This is a genomic window from Pseudomonas sp. BIOMIG1BAC, assembly GCF_001705995.2.
GTDB lineage: Bacteria > Pseudomonadota > Gammaproteobacteria > Pseudomonadales > Pseudomonadaceae > Aquipseudomonas > Aquipseudomonas sessilinigenes.
Window position 1 is genome coordinate 6,273,716 of record NZ_CP049045.1, and the last position, 26,866, is coordinate 6,300,581.

General features: G+C 62.1%; 25 protein-coding genes. 22 read left to right on the plus strand and 3 right to left on the minus strand.

Annotated elements, in window-relative coordinates; translation table 11 throughout:
* The first annotated feature begins 146 nt into the window (after nucleotides 1-146).
* Entirely contained in the window at nucleotides 147-1,067 is a 921-nt protein-coding gene (argF, locus tag ATY02_RS29080; RefSeq protein ID WP_068584999.1) for an ornithine carbamoyltransferase, read from the plus strand.
* Nucleotides 1,064-2,173: an ABC transporter ATP-binding protein gene (locus ATY02_RS29085; RefSeq protein WP_068584996.1), complete on the plus strand. Its 1,110-nt coding sequence runs from the start codon at nucleotides 1,064-1,066 to the stop codon at nucleotides 2,171-2,173. The genes argF and ATY02_RS29085 overlap by 4 nt, the downstream gene beginning before the upstream one ends.
* A 72-nt stretch (nucleotides 2,174-2,245) precedes the next feature.
* Here the strand turns inward: ATY02_RS29085 and ybaK are convergent, their stop codons facing one another.
* Nucleotides 2,246-2,716, minus strand: coding sequence for a Cys-tRNA(Pro) deacylase (gene ybaK / locus ATY02_RS29090; protein WP_068584993.1), 471 nt, complete (start codon nucleotides 2,714-2,716; stop codon nucleotides 2,246-2,248).
* Between the two features lie 371 nt (nucleotides 2,717-3,087).
* Here ybaK and ATY02_RS29095 point away from each other — a divergent pair, with 371 nt between their 5' ends.
* From ATY02_RS29095 to ATY02_RS29160, 14 genes are all read left to right on the plus strand, one after another.
* Nucleotides 3,088-3,936: an MIP/aquaporin family protein gene (locus ATY02_RS29095; protein ID WP_068584990.1), complete on the plus strand. Its 849-nt coding sequence runs from the start codon at nucleotides 3,088-3,090 to the stop codon at nucleotides 3,934-3,936.
* Between the two features lie 76 nt (nucleotides 3,937-4,012).
* Nucleotides 4,013-5,518, plus strand: a complete 1,506-nt coding sequence (gene glpK, locus ATY02_RS29100) for a glycerol kinase GlpK (RefSeq protein WP_068584987.1) — start codon at nucleotides 4,013-4,015, stop codon at nucleotides 5,516-5,518.
* 222 nt (nucleotides 5,519-5,740) lie between these two features.
* Nucleotides 5,741-6,496: a DeoR/GlpR family transcriptional regulator gene (locus ATY02_RS29105; protein ID WP_011063123.1), complete on the plus strand. Its 756-nt coding sequence runs from the start codon at nucleotides 5,741-5,743 to the stop codon at nucleotides 6,494-6,496.
* Between the two features lie 249 nt (nucleotides 6,497-6,745).
* Complete coding sequence (glpD, locus tag ATY02_RS29110; RefSeq protein WP_068584984.1) at nucleotides 6,746-8,284, plus strand: glycerol-3-phosphate dehydrogenase; 1,539 nt, start codon at nucleotides 6,746-6,748, stop codon at nucleotides 8,282-8,284.
* Nucleotides 8,285-8,645: 361 nt separating this feature from the next.
* A complete protein-coding gene (locus ATY02_RS29115; protein ID WP_060840809.1) occupies nucleotides 8,646-9,560 on the plus strand; it encodes a glutamate/aspartate ABC transporter substrate-binding protein in 915 nt (304 codons plus the stop codon).
* A gap of 194 nt (nucleotides 9,561-9,754) precedes the next feature.
* Nucleotides 9,755-10,501: an amino acid ABC transporter permease gene (locus tag ATY02_RS29120; RefSeq protein WP_068584980.1), complete on the plus strand. Its 747-nt coding sequence runs from the start codon at nucleotides 9,755-9,757 to the stop codon at nucleotides 10,499-10,501.
* Nucleotides 10,501-11,172 carry an amino acid ABC transporter permease gene (locus ATY02_RS29125; protein WP_022640629.1) on the plus strand — a complete coding sequence of 224 codons (672 nt, stop codon included), beginning with the start codon at nucleotides 10,501-10,503 and terminating at the stop codon, nucleotides 11,170-11,172. The genes ATY02_RS29120 and ATY02_RS29125 overlap by 1 nt, the downstream gene beginning before the upstream one ends.
* Nucleotides 11,169-11,903 (plus strand): amino acid ABC transporter ATP-binding protein, encoded by a 735-nt coding sequence (locus ATY02_RS29130; protein WP_022640630.1) that lies wholly within the window; start codon nucleotides 11,169-11,171, stop codon nucleotides 11,901-11,903. Before ATY02_RS29125 ends, ATY02_RS29130 begins: the two co-directional genes overlap by 4 nt.
* 74 nt (nucleotides 11,904-11,977) lie before the next feature.
* Nucleotides 11,978-13,879 (plus strand): sensor histidine kinase, encoded by a 1,902-nt coding sequence (locus ATY02_RS29135; RefSeq protein WP_068584977.1) that lies wholly within the window; start codon nucleotides 11,978-11,980, stop codon nucleotides 13,877-13,879.
* Between the two features lie 44 nt (nucleotides 13,880-13,923).
* Entirely contained in the window at nucleotides 13,924-15,201 is a 1,278-nt protein-coding gene (locus ATY02_RS29140; RefSeq protein WP_241110199.1) for a sigma-54-dependent transcriptional regulator, read from the plus strand.
* Nucleotides 15,202-15,228: 27 nt separating this feature from the next.
* Complete coding sequence (locus ATY02_RS29145) at nucleotides 15,229-15,558, plus strand: GlpM family protein (protein WP_176719814.1); 330 nt, start codon at nucleotides 15,229-15,231, stop codon at nucleotides 15,556-15,558.
* 149 nt (nucleotides 15,559-15,707) lie between these two features.
* The gene (locus ATY02_RS29150; protein WP_068584967.1) at nucleotides 15,708-16,628 is read left to right on the plus strand and encodes an arginase; all 921 of its coding nucleotides are present in this window, start codon (nucleotides 15,708-15,710) and stop codon (nucleotides 16,626-16,628) included.
* A complete protein-coding gene (locus ATY02_RS29155) occupies nucleotides 16,625-16,999 on the plus strand; it encodes a transporter (RefSeq protein ID WP_068584962.1) in 375 nt (124 codons plus the stop codon). Before ATY02_RS29150 ends, ATY02_RS29155 begins: the two co-directional genes overlap by 4 nt.
* A 32-nt stretch (nucleotides 17,000-17,031) precedes the next feature.
* Nucleotides 17,032-17,439: an EamA family transporter gene (locus ATY02_RS29160; protein WP_068584958.1), complete on the plus strand. Its 408-nt coding sequence runs from the start codon at nucleotides 17,032-17,034 to the stop codon at nucleotides 17,437-17,439.
* 159 nt (nucleotides 17,440-17,598) lie between these two features.
* Here ATY02_RS29160 and ATY02_RS29165 read toward each other — a convergent pair whose 3' ends face one another.
* Entirely contained in the window at nucleotides 17,599-18,462 is an 864-nt protein-coding gene (locus tag ATY02_RS29165) for a fatty acid desaturase family protein (protein WP_068584955.1), read from the minus strand.
* A gap of 147 nt (nucleotides 18,463-18,609) precedes the next feature.
* Complete coding sequence (locus tag ATY02_RS29170; protein WP_068584952.1) at nucleotides 18,610-19,380, minus strand: MipA/OmpV family protein; 771 nt, start codon at nucleotides 19,378-19,380, stop codon at nucleotides 18,610-18,612.
* Nucleotides 19,381-19,608: 228 nt separating this feature from the next.
* Here ATY02_RS29170 and ATY02_RS29175 point away from each other — a divergent pair, with 228 nt between their 5' ends.
* From ATY02_RS29175 to ATY02_RS29200, 6 genes are read left to right on the plus strand one after another with little or no spacing between them, the layout of a single operon-like run.
* A complete protein-coding gene (locus ATY02_RS29175; RefSeq protein ID WP_068584949.1) occupies nucleotides 19,609-20,304 on the plus strand; it encodes an HAD-IB family phosphatase in 696 nt (231 codons plus the stop codon).
* Entirely contained in the window at nucleotides 20,297-21,691 is a 1,395-nt protein-coding gene (locus ATY02_RS29180; RefSeq protein WP_068584947.1) for an aspartate aminotransferase family protein, read from the plus strand. The genes ATY02_RS29175 and ATY02_RS29180 overlap by 8 nt, the downstream gene beginning before the upstream one ends.
* Complete coding sequence (locus tag ATY02_RS29185; protein ID WP_068584944.1) at nucleotides 21,688-22,554, plus strand: alpha/beta hydrolase; 867 nt, start codon at nucleotides 21,688-21,690, stop codon at nucleotides 22,552-22,554. Before ATY02_RS29180 ends, ATY02_RS29185 begins: the two co-directional genes overlap by 4 nt.
* A 14-nt stretch (nucleotides 22,555-22,568) precedes the next feature.
* On the plus strand, nucleotides 22,569-23,696 hold the full coding sequence (locus ATY02_RS29190) for a GNAT family N-acetyltransferase (RefSeq protein WP_068584943.1): 1,128 nt from the start codon (nucleotides 22,569-22,571) through the stop codon (nucleotides 23,694-23,696).
* Nucleotides 23,693-25,471 carry a sensor histidine kinase gene (locus ATY02_RS29195; RefSeq protein ID WP_068584941.1) on the plus strand — a complete coding sequence of 593 codons (1,779 nt, stop codon included), beginning with the start codon at nucleotides 23,693-23,695 and terminating at the stop codon, nucleotides 25,469-25,471. Before ATY02_RS29190 ends, ATY02_RS29195 begins: the two co-directional genes overlap by 4 nt.
* On the plus strand, nucleotides 25,461-26,858 hold the full coding sequence (locus tag ATY02_RS29200; RefSeq protein WP_068584935.1) for a sigma-54-dependent transcriptional regulator: 1,398 nt from the start codon (nucleotides 25,461-25,463) through the stop codon (nucleotides 26,856-26,858). Before ATY02_RS29195 ends, ATY02_RS29200 begins: the two co-directional genes overlap by 11 nt.
* The last annotated feature ends 8 nt before the right edge of the window (nucleotides 26,859-26,866 follow it).

Sequence of the window (26,866 nt, forward strand, 5' to 3'; positions counted from 1 at the left end):
CTATTGGTAAGACGCGACATTTAATTATAAGATCGCGCCTTCCCCTATTTCGTCGCCCCGTGCGGCTTCCGCCGCAGGTCCAGCCCGTTGTTCGACAAAACAAGGCTTTGAGAATCTGCGGTCCGTTGCAAATAAGGTAGTTAATGATGAGCGCAAGGCACTTTCTCTCCCTGATGGATTGCACGCCCGAAGAGCTGGTCAGTGTGATCCGTCGAGGCATCGAGCTGAAGGACCTGCGTAACCGCGGTGTACTCTTCGAGCCCTTGAAAAATCGTGTGCTGGGCATGATTTTCGAAAAATCGTCGACTCGTACCCGACTCTCCTTCGAAGCCGGCATGATCCAGCTGGGCGGCCAAGCCATCTTCCTTTCGCCACGGGACACCCAACTGGGACGCGGCGAGCCTATCGGCGACTGCGCCATCGTCATGTCGCGCATGCTCGACGCCGTGATGATCCGGACCTTCGCCCACAGCACCTTGACCGAGTTCGCGGCCAACTCCCGCGTGCCGGTGATCAACGGCCTGTCCGATGACCTGCACCCGTGCCAGTTGCTGGCCGACATGCAGACCTTCCTCGAACACCGCGGCTCGATCCAGGGCAAGACCGTGGCCTGGATCGGCGATGGCAATAATATGTGCAACAGCTATATAGAAGCGGCCATCCAGTTCGACTTCCAACTGCGCATCGCCTGCCCTGAAGGCTACGAACCCAACCCACAATTCGTCGCCCAGGCTGGGGACCGGGTGACCATCGTCCGCGACCCACGGGAAGCCGTGCGCGACGCCCACCTGGTCAGCACTGATGTCTGGACCTCCATGGGCCAGGAAGAAGAAACCGCCAAGCGCCTGGAGTTGTTTGCCCCCTTCCAGGTCAACCGCGCCCTGCTCGACCTGGCAGCAGCGGACGTACTGTTCATGCACTGCCTGCCCGCTCACCGCGGCGAGGAAATCAGCCTCGACCTGCTGGACGACCCACGCTCGGTTGCCTGGGACCAGGCAGAAAATCGCCTTCATGCACAAAAGGCCCTGCTCGAGTTCCTCGTCGAGCCGGCGTACCACCACGCATGAGCCAGCCATTGCTACTGAACCTGCGCAACCTGGCTTGCGGCTACCAGGACCAACGAGTGGTGCAGAACCTCAACCTGCACCTCAACGCCGGGGATATCGGATGCCTGCTGGGCTCCTCCGGTTGCGGCAAGACCACCACCTTGCGGGCCATCGCCGGTTTCGAACCGGTGCATGAGGGTGAAATCCAGCTGGCTGGCGAAACCATCTCCAGCGCCGGCTTCACCCTGGCCCCGGAAAAACGCCGGATCGGCATGGTGTTCCAGGACTATGCGCTGTTCCCCCACTTATCCGTGGCAGACAACATCGCCTTCGGCATCCGCAAGCACCCTGAGAAGGACCGGGTGGTCGCCGAGCTGCTGGAACTGGTCAACCTCAAGCAGTTGGGCCAGCGTTTCCCCCATGAACTCTCCGGAGGCCAGCAACAACGCGTGGCCCTGGCCCGCGCCCTGGCACCCGAGCCCCAACTGCTATTGCTCGACGAGCCGTTCTCCAACCTGGACGGCGAACTGCGTCGCAAGCTCAGCCATGAGGTGCGCGACATCCTCAAGAGCCGGGGAACCAGTGCGATCCTGGTCACTCACGACCAGGAAGAAGCCTTTGCGGTGAGCGACCAGGTCGGAGTCTTCAAGGAAGGTCGCCTGGAGCAATGGGATACTCCCTACAACCTCTACCACGAACCGCAGACCCCCTACGTCGCCAGCTTCATTGGCCAGGGCTACTTCATTCGTGGCCAGTTGAGCAGCCCCGAATCGGTCCATACCGAACTGGGCATGCTGCAAGGCAACCGAGCCTATACCTGGCCAACCGGTGGTGCGGTTGACGTGCTACTGCGCCCGGACGACATCGTCCATGCCCCCGACAGCGCACTCAAAGCTCGGGTGGTCGGCAAAACCTTCCTCGGAGCCTCGATTCTCTATCGCCTGCAATTGCCCACCGGCAGCCAGCTGGAATCGATCTTTCCCAGCCATGCCGACCATCGGGTGGGAGAAGACGTAGGCATTCGCGTGGCCGCCGAGCACCTGGTGCTGTTCCAGGCCAGCGGCAGCACGGCGGCACAGATCCCGGCAAACGACTCCGGTGTACGGCGCTACAACAGCGCCCACTGAAACGACATCTCGGCTCCGGTGCGGCACCGGAGCCGGCTGTCGCACCACGCCCCAGGTACCGACTGCCGAGACTCAGGGACGTCCGATATCGGCAAACCCGGCCTGGGTATGTTCGGCCAGAACCGCCGCCGCCAACTCCACCTCCAAGCCTCGACGACCGGCGCTAACGAAGATGCTGGACAAGGGCTGCGCAGTACTATCGATAAATGTCCGCAAGCGCTTCTTCTGCCCCAACGGGCTGATTCCTCCCAGCAGGTAGCCAGTGGCACGCTGGGCGGCGGCAGGATCGGCCATCTCGGCTTTCTTCACCCCTGCGGCATGGGCCAGGGCCTTGAGGTCCAGACTACCGGCCACCGGCACCACCGCCACCAACAACTCCCCCTTCTCACTGCTGGCCAACAGGGTCTTGAACACCCGTGCCGGATCAAGGTTGAGCTTCTCGGCCGCTTCGAGCCCATAGGAAGCTGCCTTGGGATCATGTTCGTAACTGTGAATGCGATGTTCGGCGCGAACTTTTTTCAGCAGGTCCAGTGCAGGGGTCATGGCAGCTCCAGGGCAGGGATAAAGGGCAAAACAAAGCTTGCGGATTTTAGGCCATTGATCGACAAAAGGCTCTAATCCGAGCCTTGAAAACCAGCCCCCTCCCCCGGCAACGCTGGCCTTGCTGTCACTCCTGGGCAGAGCGCCGCCGATCATTCATTTGACTGATATCTATAAAATGACCACTCGTTCACTTTCGACCTTTGACAGCGGTGTTTCTTGTCTATATTTTTTCGTTTCTGAATATCATGCGGTAAATGCAAGCTGCTACCCAGTAACAAGACGAGGCCGGAATGGGGATTCCGCCTTCGTTGGAAGTCGCGCTCCATGCCTTTTGCAGCAGCGCCAGACAACAACAAAAATCGAGGTTCACAATGACAACTGCTCTGCAACAACCGTCGCTATCTGGCCAATGCATGGCCGAGTTCCTGGGCACCGCACTGTTGATCTTCTTCGGCACAGGATGCGTCGCCGCGCTCAAGGTCGCGGGGGCCAGCTTCGGCCTATGGGAAATCAGCGTCATCTGGGGGATCGGCGTCAGCATGGCGATCTACCTGACCGCCGGCGTTTCCGGCGCGCACCTGAACCCTGCCGTGAGCATCGCCTTGTGCCTGTTCGCTGATTTCGAGAAGCGCAAGTTGCCGTTCTACATCCTGGCCCAGGTGGCTGGCGCCTTCTGCGCCGCCCTGTTGGTTTACACGCTGTACAGCAATCTGTTCTTCGATTTCGAACAAGCCCACCAGATGGTCCGTGGCTCCCAGGCCAGCCTGGAACTGGCCTCGGTATTCTCCACCTTCCCTAATCCGTCCCTGAGCACCGCCCAGGCGTTCCTGGTGGAAGTGGTGATCACTGCGATCCTGATGGGCGTGATCATGTCCCTGACCGACGACAACAACGGCCTGCCCCGCGGCCCCATGGCCCCGCTGCTGATTGGCCTGCTGATTGCCGTGATCGGCAGTGCCATGGGCCCGCTGACCGGTTTTGCGATGAACCCGGCGCGGGACTTTGGTCCTAAACTGATGACGTTCTTCACCGGCTGGGGTGAGATTTCCTTCACCGGCGGCCGTGACATTCCGTATTTCCTGGTGCCAATCTTCGCTCCGATCCTGGGCGCCTGCCTCGGTGCAGTTGCCTATCGCAGCCTGATCGCCCGCCACCTGCCCAGCAGCGCGCCGTCTCCAGAGGCCGAGCAGGCCACAGATGGCAAAGTAAAAGCTTCCTGAATCCAGCGGCGCGTGATCCTGCCCAAATCGATCCCGCGCCTGTTTCCACTCCCTTATTTCGTCCAAGGCAATCGACATGACCGACATTCAGAATAAGAACTACATCATTGCCCTCGATCAGGGTACGACCAGCTCCCGAGCCATTATTTTCGACCGCGACGCCAACGTGGTCTGCACCGCCCAGCGCGAGTTCGCCCAGCACTACCCGCAAGCTGGCTGGGTCGAGCACGACCCGATGGAAATCTTCGCCACCCAGAGCGCGGTGATGGTCGAGGCCCTGGCACAAGCCGGCCTGCACCATGACCAGGTAGCCGCCATCGGTATCACCAACCAGCGTGAAACCACCGTGGTCTGGGACAAGAACACCGGCCGCCCGGTCTACAACGCCATCGTCTGGCAGTGCCGGCGCAGCACCGAGATCTGCCAGCAGCTCAAGCGCGACGGCCTGGAAGACTACATCCGCGAGACCACCGGCCTGGTCACCGACCCGTATTTCTCCGGCACCAAACTCAAGTGGATCCTCGACAACGTCGAAGGCAGCCGCGAGCGCGCCCGCAACGGCGAACTGCTGTTCGGCACCATCGACAGCTGGCTGATCTGGAAATTCACCGGCGGCAAGACCCACGTCACCGACTACACCAACGCCTCGCGCACCATGCTCTTCAACATCCATACCCTGGAGTGGGACGCGAAGATGCTGGAGGTCCTGGACATCCCGCGCGAGATGCTGCCGGAAGTGAAGTCCTCCTCGGAAATCTACGGCCGTACCAAGAGCGGCATCGCCATCGGCGGTATCGCCGGCGACCAGCAAGCGGCGCTGTTCGGCCAGATGTGCGTCGAGCCAGGCCAGGCCAAGAACACCTACGGCACCGGTTGCTTTTTGCTGATGAACACCGGCGACAAGGCGGTGAAGTCCCAGCACGGCATGCTCACCACCATCGCCTGCGGCCCCCGTGGCGAAGTGGCCTACGCCCTGGAAGGTGCAGTATTCAACGGCGGTTCCACCGTGCAGTGGTTGCGTGACGAGCTGAAGATCATCAACGACGCCCACGACACCGAATACTTCGCCGGCAAGGTCAAGGACAGCAACGGCGTGTACCTGGTACCGGCCTTCACCGGCCTGGGCGCTCCCTACTGGGACCCCTATGCCCGTGGCGCACTGTTCGGCCTGACCCGCGGCGTGCGCGTGGACCACATCATCCGCGCCGCCCTGGAATCCATCGCCTACCAGACTCGCGATGTGCTCGACGCCATGCAACAGGACTCCGGCGAGCGCCTCAAGGCCCTGCGCGTGGACGGCGGCGCCGTGGCCAACAACTTCCTCATGCAGTTCCAGGCCGACATCCTCGGCACCCAGGTAGAACGTCCGCAAATGCGTGAAACCACGGCCCTGGGCGCTGCCTACCTGGCAGGCCTGGCCTGCGGTTTCTGGGGCAGCCTGGAAGAACTGCGCGGCAAGGCGGTGATCGAGCGCGAGTTCGAACCACAACTGGCCGAAACCGAAAAAGAAGCGCTGTATGCAGGTTGGAAGAAAGCCGTCAGCCGCACCCGCGACTGGGAACCCCACGACGAGGCCAAATAAGCCAAATCCTGGATTCCATCTCCAGGCGATCTGGGCAGCCCCGCATGGCCTGCGGGGCTGCGCAACGAACCGGCATAGCCGCATCCACCACCTGCCGCAGGCAAGGTGTGCGGGCCGGTTTTCGAGGCACGGCACTCGCCGTCACCCAGCCTGGCAACTGGTAGGGAGCGGATTCCTGCGGCATCATGGGCAAATTTTGCACGGCAGCCCAAAGGAAGCCCCATGAATCTGCCTCCCCGTCAGCAGCAAATCCTCGACCTGGTCCGCGAACGCGGCTATGTCAGCATCGAGGAATTGGCCCAGCTGTTCGTCGTCACCCCGCAGACCATCCGCCGCGATATCAACCAGTTGGCAGAAGCCAACCTGTTGCGTCGCTACCACGGTGGCGCGGCCTATGACTCCAGCGTAGAAAACACCGCCTACGCCATGCGCGCCGACCAGATGCGCGATGAAAAGCAGCGTATCGGCGAAGCCGTCGCCGCGCAGATCCCCGATCATGCCTCGCTGTTCATCAATATCGGTACCACGACCGAATCCATCGCCCGCGCCCTGCTCAACCACAGCCACCTGAAAATCATCACCAACAACCTGCACGTGGCCTCGATGCTCAGTGCCAAGGATGATTTCGATGTGCTGCTGACCGGCGGCAATGTCCGCCGCGATGGTGGCGTAGTGGGCCAGGCCAGCGTCGACTTCATCAACCAGTTCAAGGTGGATTTCGCCCTGGTGGGCATCAGCGGCATCGACGAAGACGGCAGCCTGCTGGATTTCGACTACCAGGAAGTGCGGGTCTCCCAGGCGATCATCGCCAATGCCCGACAGGTGATCCTGGCCGCCGACTCCAGCAAGTTCGGACGCAATGCCATGATCCGCCTGGGCCCCATCAGCCTGATCGATTGCCTGGTCACCGACCAGCAACCAGTACCAGCCCTGACCCAACTGCTCAACCAGCACAAGATCCGCCTCGAAGTCGTCTGACGCCCCCTTCACCTGCGACCGGGCAGTCTTCCTTGCCCGGCCGTTGCGGCAACTCTCCTGCCCGCCTCCTGCCTGCACACCCACGACTGCAATAATCGCCTGACAATGTTCGCAAACCGACTTTTCGGGGCCCTTCGATCAGTTTTTTCAATCGAAGCGCGCTGGATACCGCCTTGTTTATGCGCTAGTATTTTCGGAAATGAACATTAATGTTCGAATTCAAATATCAAAGCAACACGAGGCCAGTCGATGCCCACTTCTACCTTGCCCGCGCGCCCTCTTTCCGAGGTTTACGATATCGCCGTCATTGGCGGTGGGATCAACGGTGTTGGAATTGCCGCAGATGCGGCGGGTCGCGGCCTGTCCGTGTTCCTTTGTGAAAAGGACGACCTGGCCAGCCACACCTCATCGGCCAGCAGCAAGCTGATCCACGGTGGCCTGCGTTACCTGGAGCACTACGAGTTCCGCCTGGTACGTGAAGCCCTGGCCGAACGCGAAGTGCTGCTGGCCAAGGCGCCACATATCGTCAAGCCCATGCGCTTCGTGTTGCCGCACCGTCCTCACCTGCGTCCGGCCTGGATGATCCGTGCCGGCCTGTTTCTCTACGATCACCTGGGCAAGCGGGAAAAACTCGGCGGCTCGCGCAGCCTGAAGTTCGGCGCCGACAGCGCGCTGCAAGCGCAGATCACCAAGGGTTTCGAATACTCCGACTGCTGGGTCGATGACGCACGCCTGGTGGTACTCAATGCCATGGCTGCCCGTGAACATGGCGCCCACGTACACACCCAGACTCGCTGCGTCAGTGCTCGTCGCAGCAAGGGCCTGTGGCAACTGGACCTGGAACGCGCCGATGGCAGCCTGTTCTCCATCACTGCCAAGGCCCTGGTGAACGCTGCCGGACCTTGGGTCGCCAAGTTCATCAAGGACGACCTGAAGCTGGAATCGCCCTACGGCATCCGCCTGATCCAGGGCAGCCACCTGATCGTGCCCAAGCTATACGAAGGTGAGCACGCGCATATCCTGCAGAACGAAGACCAGCGCATCGTCTTCACCATCCCCTACCTCGACCAGTTCACCCTGATCGGCACCACCGACCGTGAATACACCGGTGATCCGGCCAAGGTAGCGATCACCGAAGGGGAAACCGACTACCTGCTGCAGGTGGTCAACGCCCACTTCAAGAAACAACTGAGCCGCAGCGATATCCTGCACACCTACTCCGGTGTTCGCCCGCTGTGCAACGATGAATCCGACAACCCTTCGGCAGTGACCCGTGACTACACCCTGGCGCTGTCCGGCAATGGCGACGAAGCTCCATTGCTATCGGTGTTCGGCGGCAAGCTCACCACCTATCGCAAGTTGGCCGAGTCGGCCATGGCCCAGTTGGTGCCTTACTTCAAGCACGCCAAGCCGAGCTGGACTGCCCGCGCCAGCCTGCCCGGTGGCGAGGACATGACCACGCCACAGGCCCTGGCCGACGCCATCCGCAGCAAATTCGACTGGCTGCCCAGCCAGATCGCCCGCCGCTGGGCGACGACCTACGGCAGCCGTACCTGGCGCCTGCTGGAGGGAGTGCACAGCCTGAGCGACATGGGCGAGCATCTGGGGGGTGGTCTCTACAGCCGCGAAGTGGACTACCTGTGCAGCGAGGAGTGGGCAGTGAAGGCCCAGGACATCCTCTGGCGCCGAAGCAAACTGGGGTTGTTCACCACCCCGGAAGAGCAACAGCAGTTGCAGGCCTACCTGCAGAAGATCGAACTCGATCGCGGCAAGATCAAGGCCGCCTGAGTTCCACTGCCATGAAAAAGCCCCTGCACCGTGAGGTCCAGGGGCTTTTTCATGGACTGAACATGAACCCTTCGCCATTTCTCGACGCCGAAGCGCCGCCATTATCGTTCGGATTTCCGAACGCAACCCCGCCAGGGATTCGGCAAACCGGATGAACCCGCCCCACAACCTCTGCCATGAATATTTAATAGCCTTTGAAATCAAGGCTTTGACCATGATCAACTGGCCTGGCACGACTCATGCTCTACACTGTCCGACGAATGCCTGTCGTGCCAACACAACAGGAGCCGTCGAGGCATTCGCTGTATAAAAGAGCCGTCCAATCGGCTGTATAAAAAAAACAAATGTCGAGGAAATACTGATGCGCATCGTTCCCCATCTGTTGGGCGCAGCTATCGCTGCCGCTCTGATTAGCACTCCAGTTTTCGCTGCCGAACTCACCGGCACACTGAAGAAAATCAAAGAGTCCGGCACCATCACCCTCGGACATCGCGACGCTTCCATTCCGTTTTCCTATATCGCCGATGCTTCGGGTGTGCCAGTGGGCTACTCCCACGACATCCAGTTGAAGATCGTCGAAGCCATCAAGAAAGACCTCGACATGCCTGACCTCAAGGTCAAGTACAACCTGGTCACCTCCCAGACCCGTATCCCGCTGGTGCAGAACGGCACCGTGGACGTCGAGTGCGGCTCCACCACCAACAACGTCGAGCGCCAGCAGCAGGTCGACTTCTCGGTCGGTATCTTCGAGATCGGTACCCGCCTGCTGTCCAAGAAGGACTCCACCTACAAGGACTTCGCTGACCTGAAGGGCAAGAACGTGGTGACCACCGCCGGTACCACTTCCGAGCGCATCCTCAAGGCCATGAACGCCGACAAGCAAATGGGCATGAACGTGATCTCCGCCAAGGACCACGGCGAGTCGTTCCAGATGCTCGAATCGGGCCGCGCTGTCGCCTTCATGATGGACGACGCCCTGCTGGCCGGTGAGATGGCCAAGGCCAAGAAGCCTACCGACTGGGCCGTGACCGGTACCCCTCAGTCCTACGAAATCTACGGCTGCATGGTCCGCAAGGGTGATGCTCCCTTCAAGAAAGCCGTGGACGACGCCATCGTCGCTACCTACAAGTCGGGCGAGATCAACAAGATCTACGACAAGTGGTTCCAATCGCCGATCCCGCCAAAAGGCCTGAACCTGATGTTCCCGATGAGCGACGAGCTCAAGGCCCTGATCGCCAATCCGACCGACAAAGCGGCTGACGACAAAAAGTCCTGATTCCTGACTAACCTTACTCCTGAAGGGGCCCTGGCCTCTTCAGGAGCCTGTCACTACCTGCTGGCACATTCTGGAAACACTCGCACCGGTGGTTGTCGAGCCGATCGCGCGTGCCTGGCCGTCCTGGCCAGACGGGAACGGATCTCCCCAGGCGGGTGCTTGTAGTACATCGAACGATCTGAGGGGTAACCCCAATGAATTACAACTGGGACTGGGGCGTGTTCTTCAAGTCCACCGGCGTGGGCAGCGAGACCTATCTCGACTGGTTCATCTCGGGGCTGGGCTGGACCATCGCCATCGCCGTGGTGGCCTGGATCATCGCATTGATACTGGGATCGATCCTGGGGGTCATGCGTACCGTGCCGAACCGCCTGGTGTCGGGCATCGCCACCGTCTACGTGGAGATCTTCCGCAACGTGCCCCTGTTGGTGCAGCTGTTCATCTGGTACTTCCTGGTGCCCGACCTGCTACCGCAGAACCTGCAGGACTGGTACAAGCAGGATCTCAACCCGACCACCTCGGCCTACCTGAGCGTCGTCGTCTGCCTGGGCCTGTTCACCGCCGCCCGGGTCTGCGAACAAGTGCGCACCGGTATCCAGGCCTTGCCCCGCGGCCAGGAAGCCGCTGCCCGCGCCCTGGGTTTCAAGCTGCCGCAGATCTACTGGAACGTGCTGCTACCCCAGGCCTATCGAATCATCATTCCGCCGCTCACCTCGGAATTTCTCAACGTCTTCAAGAACTCCTCCGTGGCCTCGCTGATCGGCCTGATGGAGCTGTTGGCCCAGACCAAGCAGACCGCCGAGTTCTCGGCCAACCTGTTCGAAGCCTTCACCCTGGCCACCCTGATCTACTTCACCCTGAACATGAGCCTGATGCTGCTGATGCGCCTGGTGGAGAAGAAAGTCTCGGTCCCCGGCTTGATCTCCGTGGGAGGTAAATAATGGAATTCGACTTCTCGGGCATCGTCCCGGCCATTCCCGGCCTGTGGAACGGCATGCTGATGACCCTCAAGCTGATGGTCCTGGGCGTAGTCGGGGGGATCATCCTCGGCACCTTGCTGGCCTTGATGCGCCTGTCCCACAACAAGCTGCTGGCGAACATCGCCGGCGCCTACGTCAACTACTTCCGCTCGATCCCGCTGCTGCTGGTGATCACCTGGTTCTACCTGGCGGTGCCTTTCGTGCTGCGCTGGATCACCGGCGAAGACACCCCGATCGGCGCGTTCACCTCGTGCATCGTGGCCTTCATGATGTTCGAAGCAGCGTACTTCTGCGAAATCGTCCGGGCCGGCGTGCAGTCGATCCCCAAGGGCCAGATGGGCGCCGCCCAGGCCCTGGGCATGACCTACGGCCAGACCATGCGCCTGATCATCCTGCCCCAGGCCTTTCGCAAGATGACCCCACTGCTGCTGCAGCAGAGCATCATCCTGTTCCAGGACACCTCCCTGGTATACACCGTGGGCCTGGTGGACTTCCTCAATGCCTCGCGCTCCAGCGGCGACATCATCGGCCGCTCCAATGAATTCCTGATCTTCGCCGGTCTGGTGTATTTCACAATCAGCTTCGCCGCCTCGCTGCTGGTCAAGCGTCTGCAAAAAAGGTTCGCCGTATGATCTCTATCAAAAACGTCAACAAGTGGTATGGGGACTTCCAGGTACTGACCGACTGCAGCACCGAGGTCAAGAAAGGTGAGGTGGTGGTGGTCTGCGGGCCGTCCGGTTCGGGCAAGTCGACCCTGATCAAGTGCGTCAATGCCCTGGAGCCGTTCCAGAAAGGCGACATCGTGGTCGACGGTACGTCCATTGCCGACCCCAAGACCGACCTGCCCAAGCTGCGCTCGCGGGTCGGCATGGTATTCCAGCACTTCGAGCTGTTCCCGCACCTGAGCATCACCGAGAACCTGACCATCGCCCAGATCAAGGTCCTGGGCCGCAGCAAGGAAGAGGCCACCAAGAAAGGCCTGCAACTGCTGGAGCGAGTCGGTCTGGCCGCCCATGCCCACAAGCATCCGGGCCAGCTTTCCGGTGGCCAGCAACAACGTGTGGCCATCGCCCGCGCCCTGGCCATGGACCCGATCGTCATGCTGTTCGACGAACCGACCTCGGCCCTGGACCCGGAAATGGTCAACGAGGTGCTGGATGTGATGGTGCAACTGGCCAACGAAGGCATGACCATGATGTGCGTGACCCACGAAATGGGCTTTGCCCGCAAGGTGGCGAACCGAGTGATCTTCATGGACAAGGGGCAGATCATCGAGGACTGCCAGAAAGAAGAGTTCTTCGGCGACATCAACGCCCGCTCCGAACGTGCGCAGCACTTCCTCGAGAAAATCCTGCAGCACTAAAACCTGTGTTCCCGCAGGAGCTGGCTCGCCAGCTCCTGCGGGCATTGCACAGTGGTTGACCCAAGGCATCTGTGATGAAATGCGACCCCACTCTCTATCGCGCTACGCCGCCATCACTTGCCGTGAAACCCCGCCTGATCCGCCACCTGTTCCTACCGCCGCTGATCATCGTGCTGATGACCGCCCTGGGCTATGCCGGCTTCTGGATCAGCGAGCACAACGGCATTCGCACCCTCAGTGAAAATGGCGCACGCCAGCTGGAGCTGCATGCCCGGGCCGTAGAGAGCGAGATCAGCAAGTACACCTACCTGCCCAGCCTGCTGGAACTGGAATCCAGCGTCTCGACGCTGCTGGCCGATCCTTCGCCGGAACACCGGCAAGCCGTCAACCAATACCTCGAAGGCCTGAACCGCCGCAGCCGCAGCCGGGCCATCTATGTCATGGACACCACCGGCCGGGTGCTGGCCACCAGCAACTGGCGCGATGTCGACAGCTACCTGGGCGAAGACCTGTCGTTCCGGGCCTATTACCAGAATGCCGTACGCGGGTACCCCGGGCGTTTCTACGGGATTGGCAGCACCAACGGCGAACCCGGCTACTACCTGGCCCACGGCCTGGAGGAACAGGGCAAGATCATTGGCGTGGCGGTGGTCAAGGTACGCCTGGAGGCCCTGGAAGAACGCTGGCAAAGAGCGCGCCTGGAAGCGTTCGTCAGCGACGAGAACGGCATCATCATTCTCTCCAGCGATCCCTCGCGACGCCTCAAGTCAGTACGTCCCCTGAGCGACGACACCAAGGAACGCCTGGCTCGCAGCCTGCAGTACTACTGGTTTCCCCTCAACGAGCTGGAGCCCCTGGCCCGGGAGCGCCTGGCCGAAGGCATGGAAAAACTGAGCTTCCCGGCCAACGCCGAACTGGCCTCCGATGACAAGCCCATCAGCTACCTGTCCCAGACGCGCCCCTTGAGCGATACGCCCTGGAACTTCACCCTCCTCACGCCCCTGCAGGACCTGCGCCGCGAGGCCATCAACCAGGGCATCCTGGTAGCCGTGGCCTTCGGCCTGGTGGCTTTTCTACTGATCGCCTGGAACGAGCGGCGCAAAGCCATCGCCACTCGTCTCGCCGCTCGCGAGGCTCTGCAAGAAGCCAATAGCCAGCTGGAACGCAAGATCACCGAACGCACTGCCGACCTGCGGGCCAGTAACGAGCGGCTCAAGGCGCAGATCCGTGAGCGCCGCCAGGCCGAGGAAACCCTGCGCCGGGCCCAGGACGAGCTGGTCCAGGCCGGCAAGCTGGCGGCCATCGGCCAGATGTCCACCAGCATCGCCCACGAACTCAACCAGCCCCTGGCGGCGCTACGTACCCTGTCCGGCAACACCGTGCGCTTCCTCGAACGCGGCGCCCTGGACACCGCCAGCGCCAACCTCAAGACCATCAACGAACTGATCGACCGCATGGGCCGCATCACTGCCAGCCTGCGCTCCTTCGCCCGCCGTGGCGACGACCAGGGCCAGGCCAGCCTGGGCAAGGCCGTGGACGCGGCCCTGCAGGTGCTCGGCGCACGTATCGAACCGCTGCCGCTACAGCTGCACCGCGACTTCAGCGAACAGACCCTGCAAATCGACCAGACCCGCCTGGAACAGATCCTGGTCAACCTCATGGGCAATGCCCTGGATGCCATGCAGGCGCAGCCGGCGCCCCAGCTCTGGCTGGAGGGCGAGGCCAGCGACGGCAAATACCGTCTGCGGGTGCGGGATAACGGCCACGGCATCGACCCTGAAACGCGCAAGCACCTGTTCGAACCCTTCTTCACCACCAAGCCCGGCGAACAAGGGCTGGGACTGGGCCTGACCCTGTCCGCCAGCCTCGCCGCCGCCACGGGCGGCAGCCTGGTGGTGGAACACCCGGCAAGCGGCGGCACCGCCTTTGTCCTCAGCTTGCCCTTGGCAAGCCCCACTCAAGCCGAGCCGATATGAACAACGAGCTGACCGTGCTGATCGTCGAAGACGACCCCCATGTCCTGCTGGGTTGCCAACAGGCCCTGGCACTGGAAGACATCCCCTGCATCGGCGTGGGCAGTGCCGAAGACGCCCTGGTCCAGGTCGGTGAAAACTTCCCCGGTATCGTGATCAGCGATATCCGCCTTCCAGGCATCGACGGCCTGGAACTGCTGACCCGCCTCAAGGCCCGTGATCGCAGCCTGCCGGTGGTCCTGATCACTGGGCACGGCGATATTTCCATGGCCGTCGGCGCGATGCAGAAAGGCGCCTACGACTTCATGGAGAAGCCCTTTTCCCCCGAGCGCCTGGTGGACGTGGCCCGCCGCGCCCTGGAGCAACGGGGCCTGGCCCGGGAGGTGAGCTCGCTGCGGCGCCAGCTGGCCGAGCGCAACTCCCTGGAGGGCCGGATCATCGGTCGCTCGCCAGCCATGCAGAACTTGCGGGAGCTGATCGCCAACGTCGCCGATACCTCGGCCAACGTGCTGATCGAGGGCGAGACAGGTACCGGCAAGGAGCTGGTCGCGCGTTGCCTGCACGACTTCAGCCGGCGCCAGCAGCAGCAATTCGTCGCCCTGAACTGCGGCGGCTTGCCGGAAAACCTCTTCGAGAGCGAAATCTTCGGGCATGAAGCCAATGCCTTCACCGGTGCCGGCAAGCGACGGATCGGCAAGATCGAGCATGCGCACCAGGGCACCCTGTTCCTCGATGAAGTGGAAAGCATGCCCATCAACCTGCAGATCAAGCTGCTGCGGGTCTTGCAGGAACGCACCCTGGAGCGCCTGGGCTCGAACCAGAGCGTCGCCGTGGACTGCCGGGTCATCGCGGCCACCAAGTCGGACCTGGACGAACTGAGCCGGGCCAAGGAGTTTCGCAGCGACCTCTACTACCGCCTCAACGTGGTAACCCTGGAGCTGCCTCCCCTGCGCGAGCGGCGCGAGGATATCCTGCAATTGTTCGAACACTTCCTGCAGCAATCGTCCCTGCGTTTCGACCGAGCGCCACCGGAGCTGGACAACCAGACCCTGTCGAGCCTGATGAGCCATGACTGGCCGGGCAACGTGCGAGAGCTGCGCAATGTCGCCGAGCGCTTCGCCCTGGGCCTGCCGGCCTTCAAGAAAGCAGGCGGCAACAGCGGCCAGGGGCTGGGCTTTGCCGAGGCCGTGGAAGCCTTTGAACGCAACCTGTTGAACGATGCCTTGCAACGCAGCGGCGGTAACCTCAGCCAGGCCAGCCAGGAGCTGGGCATGGCCAAGACCACGCTGTTCGACAAGGTCAAGAAGTACGGCCTGAGCCACTGACCCAAGGCGCACAAACACATGGATCTATTGTTGAAGGCCGCCCTCGGGGCGGCGGTAGTGGTGATCCTGGCAGCCCTGGCCAAAACCCGGAACTACTACATCGCCGGCCTGGTGCCGCTGTTCCCGACCTTCGCCCTGATTGCCCACTACATCGTCGGCAAGGGCCGTTCGATCGACGACCTGAAGACCACCATCCTGTTCGGCATGTGGTCGATCATTCCCTATTTCGTCTACCTGGCGACCCTGTATGTCATGGTCGACCGCTTGCGCCTGGAGGCCTCACTGGCCGTCGCCGCCGTGGCCTGGTTGATCGCCGCCAGCATCCTGGTCAGCGTCTGGGTCCGGCTCCACACCTGAGGCCTCCCTGGCCGAAGACCCAGCCGCCGCCCGGCTCGGCCAGACAAGCCTGGCCCGACCCTTGCATTTACCCGGCAAAGCCCGCCCAGCCTGCGCTCCAGCTTGATTGCGCAGTTTTCTGGGGGGCGCTGCCATGGGTAAATTGCACCTTGAACATTCTAGATCTCGACCACAGCCTGACCGCCCAGGAGCCGATCATCCGGCGCCTGAACAGCGGCCAGGCCCGGCGCATCGACCTGCTGGACCTGGGCCCCAAGTTGCGGCTCTGGTCCACCGAGCGAACCTATCGCCACTTCACCGAGCGCCTGGGCCAACGGCCACGGCACAGCGGTTCCAAACCGGAAATCTTCTTCGTCGGCTCCGGTGACTACCATCACCTGACTCCGGCCTTTCTCGGCAACCTGACAGAGCCGGTGAGCCTGATCCATTTCGACAACCATCCGGACTGGGTGCGCTTCGCCCCGCGCCGGCATTGCGGCTCCTGGGTCAACCGGGCACTGAAGCTGGCGAACATCCAACGTATCGTCACCCTCGGCCCCTGCAGCGAAGACCTGCACAATCCACAGCTGCGCGGTGGCAACCTCGGCGCCCTGAAGCACGGCAAGCTGCAATTGTTTCCCTGGCAACACGAACCCTCCAGGGTCTGGGGCCAGGTCGGCGACGGTGCCGGGCACCAGCAACAGGACAAGCACCTGCACTGGCAAAACCTGGCACAGGTGGACTGGCCGGCGTTTCTTCAAGGGCTGATCGACAGCCTGCCCACCGAGGCGGTCTGGATCACCATCGACAAGGACGTGCTGGCCAGCGAGGACGCCGCCACCAACTGGGACCAGGGTGGCATGCGCCTGACCCACCTGCTGCAGGCGATACGGACCCTGGCGGCACGCAAGCGGATCCTGGGCATCGACGTTTGTGGCGAATTCGCCAAGCCAGCCTTCAGCAACGCCTTCAAGCGCTGGGAAGCCAAGTCCGACCAACCACCGGCCGAACGCTGGAGCCAGGAAGACCTGCTACGCAATTCAGTGACCAATGAAGCCTTGATTTCGCTGTTCGAGGAGCTGTTCCCATGACGTTTGTCGTTGTGCTGCTGGTGGCCTTTTCCATCCTCCTGGATGTAATCGGCCAGCTGTGTTTCAAACTGGGCCTGGACCGCCTGCCGGAGCTGGAGGGAGGCTTCCGCCTGAACGCCTTCTGGGGCCAGGTATTCAACGCCCCGCTGTTGTGGTGCGGGGTAGGCGCCTATGCCGTGGAATTCTTCGTCTGGCTGGAGGCTCTGTCCCGGGCCCCGCTGAGCCTGCTGTTCCCGGCAGCGGCCCTGGGCTACTGCGGAGTGGTACTGGCGGGCAAGCTGGTACTGGGAGAAACCGTCAGTCGTCGGCGCTGGCTCGGCACCCTGGTCATCACCGCTGGCGTGATGCTGGTTTGCATCGCCAGCACCTGAGCCTCCCATCAACGCATACAAGGAAACGCTTCATGAGTTCGAACCACGCTAATGACTGGTTGCATGGGCGCCTGGGTACCCTGGTGCTCTGGTTCCTGTTGATCAGTTTCGAGGGCGCCGGCCAGATCGCCACCAAGGTCGGTGGCGACCAACTGGGCCAGATGGACTTCAGCCTGCAATGGCTGGCAGCCGTGGTGGCCAACCCCGGAGTGCTGACCGCGATTGCCTGCTATATCGGCGCGTTCTTCGTCTGGATGTTGATCCTGCGGCGCAGCAGCCTGTCCCTGGCCTTTCCCCTGAGCGCACTGGTGTACGTGGTGGTCCTGCTGGGATCGTGGCTGGTGCTGAACGAGCAGATCAACCCGCTGCACTGGCTCGGGGTCTTCGTGATCATGGGCGGGATCGCCCTGCTGGCCGAGGGCGAAGGCGAAGCGGCCTGAAGACAGGGTCTTCGGCAACTTCAGCCTTGGGCAGCAGCTACAGGATCAGCTTCGTGTAGCCGCTGCCGCCAGGCTGCGACAAGGTCCGCAGGACCTTCGGCGATTTCGCCTCCTGCGCCCGCTGCTCGGTCGTGCACAGCCTTGGGCAGCGGCTACAGGTTACCGACGGTGGGACACCAAAAAGCCCAGCCCGTGGGACACCGGGATCACTTTCACCCCCGCCGCACGCTGTTCCTCGCGAATCTGGCGATGGAAGGCCTTGACCTTGGTCCAGTGCATTTTCGGCCGGTAGTGGTGCTCGGCGTGGTAGCCGTTGTTCATCCAGATCAGGTTGTACAGCGGGCTATAGGAGCTCACGCCCCAGGCAATCGGCAGGTCCGGGTTACCGCCCAGGTGCTCGTAGTAGCCGTTGAGGGACGACAGCGACTGGCCCAGGTACCAGAACGGCAGCAGCACCAGCACCGCGTGCCAGTCGAAGAACGCCAGCGCCAGGTAGAACGCGACCGTCACGGCGATCTCCACTTTCACCCAGCGCGCATCGTCCGGGCGCTTGCGCTGCATTTCCTGGTAGATCTCCTTGGGGTCGTCGCGAAAGAAGCTCAGGAAGGTGTAGGCCCAGGGGTTGTCCGGCTGGCCATCCTTGCCGTGCAGGTAGATCGACAGCGGATCGATGGTCTTGCCATGGGCGTCCGGCAGGTCGGAATTGCCCCGGTGATGGCGATTGTGGATATCGCGATACAGGGTCTGGGAGAAGCCGATGGTGACCGACAACAACAGGTCGAAGGCCCGGTTCATCCAGGCCGGAGTGAAGTAGGCGTTGTGGATCTGGTTATGGGAAATACTGTTGATGCTCCACGACAGGCTGACCGCATACAGCAGCGCCGACGGGATGATGACCCACCAGGACAAGGCATGGAAATCCAGGGTCAGCCACAGGACAAAGGCGAAATGCGCCAGGGCCATGACGATCGGAATCAGGTCCCAGAGGGAATAGGCGAGTAAACGGTAGGCAGGTCGGGCCATGAAGAACTTCCTGAGAAATTGAGTTCGCGGCAGTTACTGCAAAGGCCAGACCAGTTTTACCCATCGTTATCGGTAATGTCCCCGATCGCTGCCGCGACAGAACCCCTCAAGGCCTGCCAGGCTCCGCGGCAGCGGTTCGAAAGGACGTCAGAACTTGTAGCTGATGGCGGTCTGCACCTGCCCCTGGTTGACCTCGCCCTTGTCACGCACGATGGTGCTGTTGGCCGCCGAGTTGACCAGGCGGATCCAGCTGGCACTGGCCACCAGCGACCAGTTGTTGCCCAGGGGCACCTGGATGTTCTGGGTCAGTGTGAAGTTCTGCAGGCCGCCACCGGCGTGATAGCGCTCGATGCCGGAAGCCAGGAACTCCTTGGTGCTGACACCAAAGAAGGTCTGGTTCTGCCGGGCGTCGGCAAAATGCAGGGTCAGGTTGTTGCTGCCGATGATCCCCATGCCCAACGGGTAGCCGATCTCGCCACCGATCTTGCCCAGCATGCCGCCTTGACCACCGCCGCCCCCGACGGCCTGGCCCACCGAAGCGAACACCCGCCAGAAATCGTCCGGGGCATATTGGATGAAGCCACCCACGTCGGCCATGTCGGGCACGTCCCGCAAGCCACGCAGCGAGCCGTCGGCGTTACGCCCCTGCAGGTAATTGATGTAGGGGCCCATGCTCACGCCATTGCTCTTGAAGGCATCCCAGGTCAGGCCATCGTCACCGCTCAGGCTGACATCCCCCCAATCCAGGTCCAGGTACGGCAATGGGGTGGTGTCATAGCGGCTGCCCGTGGGGTCATGGGGCTGGTAGCCGATACCCAATCCCAGTTCGCCGGTGATGCCGGAGTCGCCCCAGGCGCTGCAGGCCAGGCCCAGCGACAGCAGTCCGGCGAGCAGGGATGAAGGGAATAGCCTTGGCATGAATGAGTTTCCTTGTCTGAACATGCGCGCATCAATCACCAGAGCCCCCCTCGGGCGCAAGCACTGATGTTGTTTGTAGGGAGCTACAAAAATTGTAGCTAGAAAGCTACAAAACACCTCCCCCCTTGGTTAGAGCCCCAGCCCTGCTGGGTTTTCCGTACTTGGCACAGTCCCTGCTGTACCCCTGCCGCAAGCGTAAACAGCGCTCTATTCAACAGGTAACAACAGATGATGCACTGGCATATCGTATGTGACTTCGACGGGACCATCTCCCGCGCCGACGTGATCGATAACGTCCTCCAACGCTTCGCCGACCCCAGCTGGGAGAGCATCGAGCAGGAGTGGCTGGACGGGCACATTGGATCCCGAGAATGCCTCAGCCGCCAACTGGCCCTGGTCAAGGCCTCGCCCGCCGAACTGCTGGGCTACTTCGACAGTGTCGAAATCGACCCCGACTTCCCTGACTTCGTCGATCACGTGATCGGCCTGGGCGCCTCCATCGAAGTGGTCAGCGATGGCATCGAGCAAGGCATCGCCCGCATCCTGGCACGCAACTACGTGACCCTGCTGCCGATCCTCGCCAATCGCCTGCGCCAGGTCGATCACAACAGCTGGCGCATCGATTTCCCTTATGCCAGCGACGCCTGCCGTGCCGCCTCCGGCAACTGCAAATGCAAATCCACCCCGCGCGGCAAGCGTGTGCTGGTGATTGGCGATGGCCAGTCGGACATGTGCGTGGCCTCCACTGCCGACTTCGTCTTCGCCAAGGGCCGCCTGGCCGAGTACTGCGAGCGCAACGCCATTCCCTACGCGCGGTTCGACTCCTTTGCCGAACTGCCGGCACTGCTGGCCAAACTGCCACGCAACGCGGCCAACGCCACTAATTTCTCTATTGAAACCCAGGAACTCTTCCACCATGTCTGATATCCGCATCGCTACCGCAGAAGACCAGATTCTTCTGGAAAAAGAAGCCAAGTACTGCTCCTACGGCGATACCGTTCACTACATCGAACCCCCGCGCATCTTCAGCCGCTGCGAAGGCTCCTACGTCTGGGATACCGAAGACCAGGCCTACCTCGACCTGCAGATGTGGTACTCGGCGGTGAACTTCGGCTACGCCAACCCGCGCCTGAACAACGCCCTGAAGCAACAGATCGACACCCTGCCGCAGATCGCCAGCCAGTACCTGCACAAAGGCAAGATCGAGCTGTCGGAAATGATCGCGGTCGACGCCAAGAAGAAGTTCGGCCTCGACGGTCGCGTGCACTTCAACGTCGGCGGTTCGCAGTCCGTCGAGGACTCGCTGAAAGTCGTGCGTAACGCCAGCAACGGCAAGAGCCTGATGTTCGCCTTCGAAGGCGGCTACCACGGTCGTACCCTGGGCGCTTCGTCCATCACTTCCAGCTACCGCTACCGTCGCCGCTACGGCCACTTCGGCGAGCGCGCGCAGTTCATTCCATTCCCGTACCACTTCCGTGGCCCGAAAGGCATGACCAAGGAAGAGTACGGCAGCCACTGCGTGAAGCAGTTCGCCCGCCTGTTCGAAACCGAATACAACGGTGTCTGGGACCCGAAAGTCGGCCAGAGCGAATACGCCGCCTTCTACGCCGAGCCGATCCAGGGCACCGGCGGCTACGTGATCCCGCCGATGAACTTCTACCGCGAGCTCAAGCAAGTGCTGGATCAGCACGGCATCCTGCTGGTGGTCGACGAAATCCAGATGGGCTTCTACCGTACCGGCAAGCTGTGGTCGATCGAGCACTTCGACGTCCAGCCTGACGTGATCGTGTTCGGCAAGGCACTGACCAACGGCCTGAACCCGCTGGGCGGTATCTGGGCTCGCGAGGAGCTGATCAACCCAGGCGTGTTCCCGCCAGGTTCGACCCACTCCACCTTCGCCTCCAACCCACTGGGCACCGCCGTGGGCCTGGAAATGTTCAAGATGACCAGCGAGATCGACTACGGCGCGATGGTCATGGAGAAGGGCAAGTACTTCCTCGAAGGCCTCAAGGACCTGCAGAAGCGCTACCCGATCATCGGCGACGTCGACGGCCTGGGCCTGGCCCTGCGCTGCGAGATCTGCACCACCGACGGCTTCACCCCGGACAAGGCGACCCTGGACTACATGGTCGAGGAAGGCATGAAGGGCGACATCGAGATCGACGGCCAGCGCCTGGGCCTGATCCTCGACGTGGGCGGCTACTACAAGAACGTGATCACCCTGGCACCATCGCTGGAAATCAGCTACGCGGAAATCGACCTGGGTATCGCCCTGCTGGACCGCCTGCTGGATCGGGCCATGAAGCGATGAGCATGGCTGAGATCGATCTGGGCGAAGGCGACGCCGGCTTCGTTCTCGGCACGGGTCAGGTCGGGATCTTGTTGATCCACGGCCTGACCGGCACCCCGACGGAACTCCGTCGGGTGGCCCAGGGCCTGGCCAAGGATGGTACGTGCACCGTGTACGTACCGACCCTGCCCGGGCACTGCGGGGACAACAGCGACCTGCAGGCCACGGGCTGGCAGGACTGGTACGAAGGCGTGCGCAAGACCTTTGCCGCCATGCAACAGCGCCACGAGCAGGTGTTCGTCGGCGGCCTGTCCATGGGCGCGGTGATGTCGATGTACCTGGCATCCGAGCACCCAGGGCGGATCAGTGGCTTGCTGATGTATTCCACCACCCTCAAGTACGACGGCTGGAGCATCAACAAACTGGCATTCCTTACCCCGTTGCTGATGAAGATCCCGTTCGGCGTGCATATCTGCCGTTTCGAAGAAAAGCCGCCCTATGGCATCAAGAACGAGCGCCTGCGGGCCATCGTCGAGAAGCAGATGAAGGCCGGCGCCAGCAGCGATGCCGGGCTCCTGACCATGGAGGGCGTGACCGTGCGCGAACTGCACCGGATGAACGCCGTGGTCAAGAAACGCATGCCGTCGATCATGACGCCCGCACTGGTGCTGCACTCCAGCGAAGACGACATCACCAGCACCTGGAATGCCGACTACGTGGAACGCAAGCTCGGCGGCCCGGTGACCAAGATCCTCCTCGACAACTGCTATCACATGATCACCGTGGACCTGCAATACCAGCGCGTGATCGAACTGAGCGTGGATTTCATCCAGCAGCGAGTGGTCGCCCCCGCCGTACGCGAAGACTACCGACAGCTGGCGTGACTTAAGGAAGAGACGTGATTACCGCCCAAGCCTTCTCAACCATACAGGCCATCGATCGCAGTGCCTGGAATGACTGTTTTCCAGGGGCCCTGGAGGATTGGGACTATTACCTGGCCGTGGAAAAAGCCGCCATCGTCGATTTCAATTGGCGCTACCTGGCGGTCTATGAAGGTTCGACCCTGGTGGCCGTGGCTCCGGCCTTCACCACCCAGTATCGACTGGACACCACGGTCTCCGGCCTGGCCAAGCGCATGACCGAACGCCTTGAACGGCATTGGCCGGGTGTCTTGCAACTGCGCCTGTACGCCATCGGTTCGCCGGTGGCCGAACAGTGCAACGCCGGCACCGCCAGCCATGTTCCCAGCGAACGCCGCCAAGCCCTGCTGGAGGAGCTGCTGAAACTGGCCCGGGCCGATGCCGACAGCTTCGGTATCGGCCTGATGGCGGTCAAGGATGCCCCCAGCAGCGATCAGCAATGGGCCGCCAGTTGCCTGGCCGCAGGCCTGCAGGCCATGCCGAGCCTGCCTTCGGCACTGCTGCCGATCCCCTTCGCCTCGGTCGATGCCTACCTGGGCACCCTCGGCAAGTCCACCCGCAAGGACTTGCGCCGCAAGCTCCGGGCGCCGGGGCCACGCATCGAGTGGCGCCAGCAGATCGATGACGTGTTGCCGGACATCATGCGTTTATACGAAGCGACCCTGAACCGCAGCGACCTGCAGTTCGAGCGCCTGCCGGCGGAGTACTTCACCGGCATCCTCGAACAGTTGGGAGAGCGGGCCGCCTGTGTCTTGTACTGGGTCGGCGATCAACTGGTGGCTTTCAACCTGGTGCTGGTCGACCAGAACCGCTTGATCGACAAGTTCTTCGCCCATGACCTCAATGTCACCCGGGAGCACAACCTGTACTTTCGCAGCTGGCTGGCCAATGTCGACTACTGCATCCAGCAGCGGATCGCCCTGTATGAGTGCGGCCAGGCCGGTTATGCCAGCAAGCTTCGCCTGGGCTGTCGCTTCACCGGTAACATGCTGTTCTTCCGCCACCGCAATCCGATGCTCAATGCACTGCTCAAAGTGATAAAACGCTTTGTCCGTCCGGATCGCTCCGACCCCGCCATGGCCGCTGCAATAAGCGAAAGTACATGACCAGAAAAGATCGTCGTCCTCCCCGCCCCTTCGCCATCTCCCGCTGGAGCCTGCAGCGCAAGCTGGTGTTGGCGTTCTGGCTGGTCAGCGTGATCCCCACCATGATCGCCGCCGAGCTGGCGGCCACCACGTTGTCGGAGATTTTCGACAGCAACGTGCGTATCTGGCTGCAGGAATCCACCAAGATCGTCGAGGACGAGATCACTGAAATCCTGCGTGACAACGCCAGGATTGCCCAACTGTTCCTGCGCTATACCCGGCCCCCAGGGGAGCGTAACGCCAACAAGCACGACAAGCTCACCGCCGACATTGCCAACTCCATGGGCATCGACGTGGTGGCACTGATTCGCAAGAGCGACCACAAGGTCATGTTCACCACTGCCGCCGACGATGTGGTCGGCCAGATCAGCACTGCCTCCAATGCCGTCCTGCAGACGATCCAGGTCGGCGGGGCCGCCACCGGGGCCGTGGTCTCGACCTTCCAGACCAACCTCGATGGCGTCGACTATCAGCTGTTGATCGCCACCTACCTGGATGCCAGCTTCCTCACCAGCGTGGCCGACGTGCACTCCCTGGACCTGCGCCTGTACCTGGCCAAGGCCGACGACTTCTCGGAAATCTTCGCCACCCAGCGCTTCGAGGACCACCCGCCGCGGGTGCCGCACAAGATCGAGGACATCCTGCGCACCACCCGCCAGCCCACCGAACAGTTCACCAATCGCTACAGCGGACTGTACCGGCCGATCTTCAACGACAGCGGCGACCTGGTCGGGGTGATCTTCAGCGGCCTGCTGCGCCACAGCAGCCTGGTGGGCCTGGTCAACCAGAGCAACCTGTTCATCCTGATCTTCCTCCTCAGCTCGGCGGCCTCGTTGTGCGTCGGCTGGCTGGTGTCGCAACGCCTGACTCGCCCGCTGCGGGGCCTGTCCACCGGGGTACGGGCCGTGATTGCCGGCGACTATCGGCAGCGGGTTCCAGTCATCGGTGGCGACGAACTGGCCGAACTGAGCAGTACTTTCAACCACATGACCGAGCGCCTGGGTGAACTGCAACACCTGGAGTCACAACTGCGTCGCCGCGACCGCCTGCACGCCCTGGGCGAGGTGGCCATGGGCCTGGCCCATGAGATTCGCAACCCGCTGGGCATCATCAAGACCGCCACCCAACTGCTGCACCGCCGGGTCGACCTGCCGGAGAACGACAAGCGTCACCTGGAGTACGTGATCAGCGAAGTCAGCCGGATCAACGACCTGATCACCGAGTTCCTCGATTTCGCCAAGCCCAGCACGCCGATTCGTGCAACCCAGCCGGCACGGGCCCTGGTGGAGGAGCTCCTGGGTTTCTGCGGCCCGGAACTGGCCACCCACAATATCGATGCCCGGATCGAGGACCAGGCCCCCGGGGCAACGATCCACGCCGATGCCCGGCAGCTCAAGCAGGCCTGCCTGAACCTGATCCTCAACGCCATCGACGCCATGCCCGAAGGCGGCCGCCTGACCCTGGGCATCGCCCAGGAGGATGATGAAACCGTCATCAGCGTCAGCGATACTGGCCAGGGCATCGAACCGGACATGCTGGAACGTATCTTCACCCCGTTCGTCACCACCAAGGCCTCGGGTACCGGCCTGGGCCTGGCCAAGGTCTTCTCTATCATGGAAAGCCATGACGGGCGTATCGAGTGCGTCAGCGAAAAGGATGCCGGAGCCACCTTCAGCCTGTACATTCCGGCCAACGGTGAAGAAGACGAGGACGACGAGGACAGCGATGACGCATAACCTGTTGGTGGTCGACGACGAACCCAAGCTCTGTGACCTCTTGTCCTCGGCCCTGGGCCAGAACGGCATCCAGGTATTCACCGCAAGCAACGGCCTGCATGCCCTCAAGGTGCTGGAACAGGAAGAGATCGACCTGGTGATCAGCGACTGGCGCATGCCCGGTATGGACGGCCCGCAGTTGCTGGGGGAGATCAAGCAGCGCTACCCGCAATTGCCGGTGATCGTGATGACCGCCTACAGCACGGTGAAGAATGCCGTGCAGTCCATGCGCAACGGCGCCTACGACTACATCGCCAAGCCCTTCGACATCGACGAGCTGGATATCACCGTCAGCAAGGCCCTGCAGTTTCGCGACATCCTCAAAGACAACCAGCGCATGCGCGCCGAGCTTGAAGAACACCAGCAGATCGACAGCCTGGTGGGCGATAGCCCAGCCTTCCGCCGGGTCCTGCAAGCGGTGGACTCGGTGCGCGAGAGCAACGCCACCATTCTCCTCACCGGCGAGAGCGGGACCGGCAAGGAGATGGTCGCCCGGGCCATCCACAAGCATGGCAATCGCGCCAACAAGCCCTTCGTCGCGGTCAATTGCGCCGCCATTCCAGAAGGCTTGCTGGAGAGCGAGATGTTCGGCCATCGCAAGGGCGCGTTCACCGGCGCCGTGGCCGACCGGGTCGGGCGTTTCCAGCAGGCCGACAAGGGCACGCTGTTTCTCGATGAAGTGGGCGACATGCCCCTGGCCCTGCAAGCCAAGATCCTGCGAGCCCTGCAAGAACGGGTGATCGAGCCGGTAGGCGATCCCCGGGAACGCAAGGTCGATGTGCGGGTGATTGCCGCCACCAACAAGAACCTGCTGGAGGCCGTGGCCAACAAGGAGTTTCGCGAGGACCTCTACTATCGCCTCAATGTGTTCCCCATCCCATTGCCGGCGCTGCGCGAGCGGGTCGAGGACATCGCCCTGCTGGCCAGGCACTTCGCCCACAGCCTGGGGGCCACCGCTGGCAAGCGTATCAACGGTTTCAGTCCCCAGGCCCTGCAAGCCATGGCCAGCTATGCCTGGCCAGGCAATATTCGTGAACTGCAAAACTGCGTGGAGCGCGCCACGATCGTTGCCACCGGCCACACCATCGAGGAAAGCGACCTGCCCGGCTACCTGTTCGATACACGTCCCCAGGACACCGAAGGCAGTGCCGCCATCAGCGTCGGCCCGCAAGTGCCCAGCGACCTGGATGCCGCCCTGGCGGAAGTGGAGAAAGCCTACATTCTCGCCGCCCTGCACCAGAGCAATGGCGTCCAGGCCGCAGCCGCCCAGATGATCGGCATTTCCGAGCGCAGCTTCTGGTATCGCCTAAAAAAGCTGGGCATCCAGGTGGACAAGATCGTTCGCTGAGGCGAACA